This is a genomic window from Enterovibrio sp. FF113, assembly GCF_041439165.1.
Taxonomy (GTDB): domain Bacteria; phylum Pseudomonadota; class Gammaproteobacteria; order Enterobacterales; family Vibrionaceae; genus Enterovibrio; species Enterovibrio norvegicus_A.
This window is the reverse complement of sequence record NZ_JBGONO010000049.1, coordinates 1-3,736: the sequence shown is the minus strand read 5'-3', so window position 1 is coordinate 3,736 and position 3,736 is coordinate 1. Positions and strand designations below refer to the sequence as shown.

Below are 3,736 nucleotides of genomic sequence, written 5' to 3'. Positions count from 1 at the left end.
AATTGCTTGGATGTCGGGCGAAAAATTGCTCAGCGAGCAAGATTTGGCCGGAATGGAGGGTGACTAGAATTAGACTAACGCTTAATGACTGGGACGACACCAAAGGCGTGATTGTAGAAGAATGCGTTGCTTTTCAGGCGTGGTATCGAGCTTTCAGAAATACAAAGAACCTGTCGGATCTTAAATTTAGGTAAACGAATAAAGGACTTTGTGTTTTGCTCGTCAATAAAACGCAAGGTGGACTTGCCAGTGGCTGTGACTGCAACCACATCTCCCCCTTTTGATGCCACGATCTCTTCAATTTTAACCTGTGGCGTCAGTGGCATAACGAGACACTCTGAATCCTGAAGGTCATCTGCTCCCCAAGCGAGATAAGACGCAAATTCAGATCTTTCTACTTTATCCATATAGGCTGCTGCATACAGTTCGCCTCTGCGCTCTAAGATTATTTTGTCGTCTAATTCCGTAACAGAAAACACGATGTTGGAAAGACTGTCTGGCGGTGTTGAGTAGCTGCCAGAGAGTGAAGCCCAAGCGTTCAAAGAGGTAACTAACAAAACGAAGGGCACAATGTACTTCATATGCTGATCCATATTGCAGCATCACCTGCTTTATTAACCGGATCACCGCTTAGGCGTTCACCCATGTTCGCTTTAAGTGCCTCATTGCTGACATTGGAAACCCACTCAGCTGTCACTGGTGCCTCATCGCCCGGCAATGCGATATGGTGAAAAGGTAGTTTTTCATGGCTGAATAAAGCACCAAAATTCTGTTCGCGAGCAAAGTCTACCCAATCTTTTGGGTAATAAAGCGACTTGCGGTATTCACTGTCGTCAAGATCAAAAAGGATGGTGGCAGCCCCCGACTCCAGTGACCAATAGCCAAAGTGGGTAGCATGTCTGCCTTTATGGCGATTATGCCAATAGCAATTTTTCATACCCTTGTACCAGCCCTTAAGATAGGCATTTAGCGCCGCTTGACGTTCTGATTTTGTCGGAGAAACGCCATCTCCTTTAATGGCATCATAAAAATCGCTGTAGGGCTTTTCGAAAACAAGTGAATCTTGTCTTGGGAGACCTTGCAAGCCAACACGGGTGTATAATTGGACGATGCATTTGTCGTCGCCACCTTGTGGGTTTTTCCCAGTCATTCTAGCGATGGTGAGCAAAGCATCTTTGTTGCCAGTTAGCACTGCAAGACTGACCAGCCAAAGAAGAAATTGATAACCGTCTGGCTCCCAGTATTTTATTATTTCAAAGGTAAATTGGTCTTTGTGGCGATTAAGATCTTGGAAAGCGACATCAACGAGCAGTTGTACCGCTTCAATATTCGCTCCTCCAGAGTATTCAAGAAGCGCGTGCTCTACTTTATTTAAAAATAGAGACCAACTAATACTTGATCGATGAAATATGTCTTTATTTTCATCGGTTAGATGTGTGTAGCGCCGAGAGTTATCTTTGCTGAAGTAGGTGTTTTGTTCGTCATAAACATGTTCGTCCAGAAAAGCATCCCTTCTCATTTGATTAAATGTTAGTGCTTGTCCTGTCATCTCATCACCTCTTCAATGCTTCTTGCAATGGCGTCCAATTTTGTAATGTTGACCACTTCTCCCGATTCATCAACAATCATTAACCATCGGGCATATCCTTCGTCCATGATATCGTCAGCGGCATCTCGTCCAACTTCATCGGCCAATCTTGGCTGGATCCAAGCGTCACTCATTTGTTTTGCACTCACATACCCATTTGAACCATGGGTTGTCGGCAAAATGTTATCTCTTGCTATCCCATCTGAGTCAATATATTTACCAGAGTCAGTTCGGTATTTAGTCTCTGTCACTATATACGGAGGTGGCGGATTACCATTTTCATAAATGCCATCAATGCCACGGCCTCTAGGAGTATCTTCTAAGGAGCGAACTTGCCGAGCGTCCGGCAACATGTTTCGATGACCTTGGTTAAGCATATAGTTGTCACTGATAATTTCGCCATACAGACCTTTCTGTGTGCGAGTCAGAATGCGTGGATTTATTGCAGCGACTGTTGGGTCAAGTTCGTGAACGGTGCGTGTATTTACATCAGCTCGATAGCTGGGTGAGTATTCATCAGCTTGTTTGCCTAATGCTTCTTCAATATCGTTCAGAATACGTTGCACTGGCGCGATGGCGGGTTCCAACATTCTATCTGCGGATTCTTGAACGGCGCGTACCAACCGAACAGATTCATCGAGCCAAACCTTTACGCTAGCAGGAGCGAGGTATCGAATTTGTGAGACTAAATCTGTTAGCGCATCTGCAATGTTATCAAGATAGCCTTTGAGTGCAGTTGCAGTCACCTCACCACGAATACTTTTGATCGCTTCTGCGATTTTTCTTAGTGCGATATCGATTCTGGGGATGTCGAACAACTTACGTATTTTTTCGTTTTGAAGAAACGAAATAATAGGTGCCATTGCAGGGCGAATCGCTGCAGCAACATTCCCACCCGCTTTTCTGACAAAAAGAAAGAGAATCTTCAATACCCCCTTTGCCACAGAGCCTAGCGAGGGAATGAGGCCAATTAGGGTGAAGCAAAGAGCGACCCAAGCCGTCACATCACTTCTGTTTTTATGTATATGGCGACAGTTTGCGATTAAGTCGCGGCAATCTAATATTTGATCAACGATTGGGATGATACCAAGTGCAGCGTTTGCTGCTATTTGTCCGGTCGTCTGGTTGGTATTGAAGTCTCCTTGAAGCGCTTCCCAAATCCAATCAATCGCACCGAGTGTGGAATCGTATGCGTCCTGTGCTTTTTGAGATATATATTTTTCGCCTGCATCGTAGGCGCCTTCGAGATTGTCATAGAGGTACTGAAAAAGCTCATTTCCCCACATTAGCTAGCGCCTCCCATTAAAGAACTCACCTTGCTGCTGAGTGAATTGATGCTTTCTCGTGCCTTGTCTTCGAACGTATTATCGGGGTCATAATAAACACGAACGGGACCTGCTGGCACTTCGTCAATGCGCGCATAGCCGTCACCATCTAGCGTTCCTTGTACTTCTGTTCCATCACTTAAAATGGCGCGATAAGGTGTGTTCGCAAAAGGCGCCATATCAGGGTCTAGATATTCAAACTCCACCCAGTTGGTGCCAATTTTGCTGGTTAGTAATGTCGAAATGCTAGGAAGAGCAGGTGATGCACCACTGCCACTTCCTGCGGCCCCACCTGAGTTCAAATTAACTACCGCACCTGAAACATGCACACCCGCAGGGTCAAGTTTTACAAAGCCCGCGGCTGTTTTGATGGTGATTTCCGTGCCTGCTTCGATGATGACTTTATCGCCGGCTTTGTGGTGTATTTCGGTGCCCGCTTCGAGAAGTTGCTTCTTTCCCTGTTTAATATGGAGGGAGCCGTCAACAGTTAGACTGATGTCACCCTTCACATGCTCTTTGCTTTGTCCGTCGACGGTTAAATGGTCATCGACTTTGATGTGCGAGAAACGCTCGTTTTCCACGTCCAGATGCAAATCATGTTTGATGTTGTCTTTGCGGTCATTCTCGACCAGCAGGTTCATGTCCTTTTGGGCATGAACGTAAATCTCTTCTTTGTCTGCTTGGTCTTCAAAGCGCAGTTCGTTAAATCCCTCGCCTTGATGGGTTTCGGTTCTCAGTACCGTACGGGTTTTGTTGGCTGGCAGCGGATAGGGCGGCACATTGGTCGCGTGATAAGTTCTGCCCGTGATAATCGGTTGGTCCG

Annotated in this window: 3 protein-coding genes and 1 pseudogene; all 4 read right to left on the bottom strand. The window is 45.9% G+C overall.

The window, feature by feature from the left end; genetic code table 11:
* Positions 1–74: 74 nt before the first annotated feature.
* Positions 75–581 carry a hypothetical protein gene (locus tag ACED36_RS22030; protein ID WP_371733822.1) on the bottom strand — a complete coding sequence of 169 codons (507 nt, stop codon included), beginning with the start codon at positions 579–581 and terminating at the stop codon, positions 75–77.
* Positions 578–1,549 carry a PoNe immunity protein domain-containing protein gene (locus ACED36_RS22025; protein ID WP_371733821.1) on the bottom strand — a complete coding sequence of 324 codons (972 nt, stop codon included), beginning with the start codon at positions 1,547–1,549 and terminating at the stop codon, positions 578–580. The genes ACED36_RS22030 and ACED36_RS22025 overlap by 4 nt, the downstream gene beginning before the upstream one ends.
* The gene (locus ACED36_RS22020) at positions 1,546–2,874 is read right to left on the bottom strand and encodes a hypothetical protein (RefSeq protein WP_371733820.1); all 1,329 of its coding nucleotides are present in this window, start codon (positions 2,872–2,874) and stop codon (positions 1,546–1,548) included. The genes ACED36_RS22025 and ACED36_RS22020 overlap by 4 nt, the downstream gene beginning before the upstream one ends.
* Positions 2,874–3,736: pseudogene (locus ACED36_RS22015) on the bottom strand (type VI secretion system tip protein VgrG); the annotation flags it as partial. The gene ACED36_RS22020 and the pseudogene ACED36_RS22015, both read right to left, overlap by 1 nt.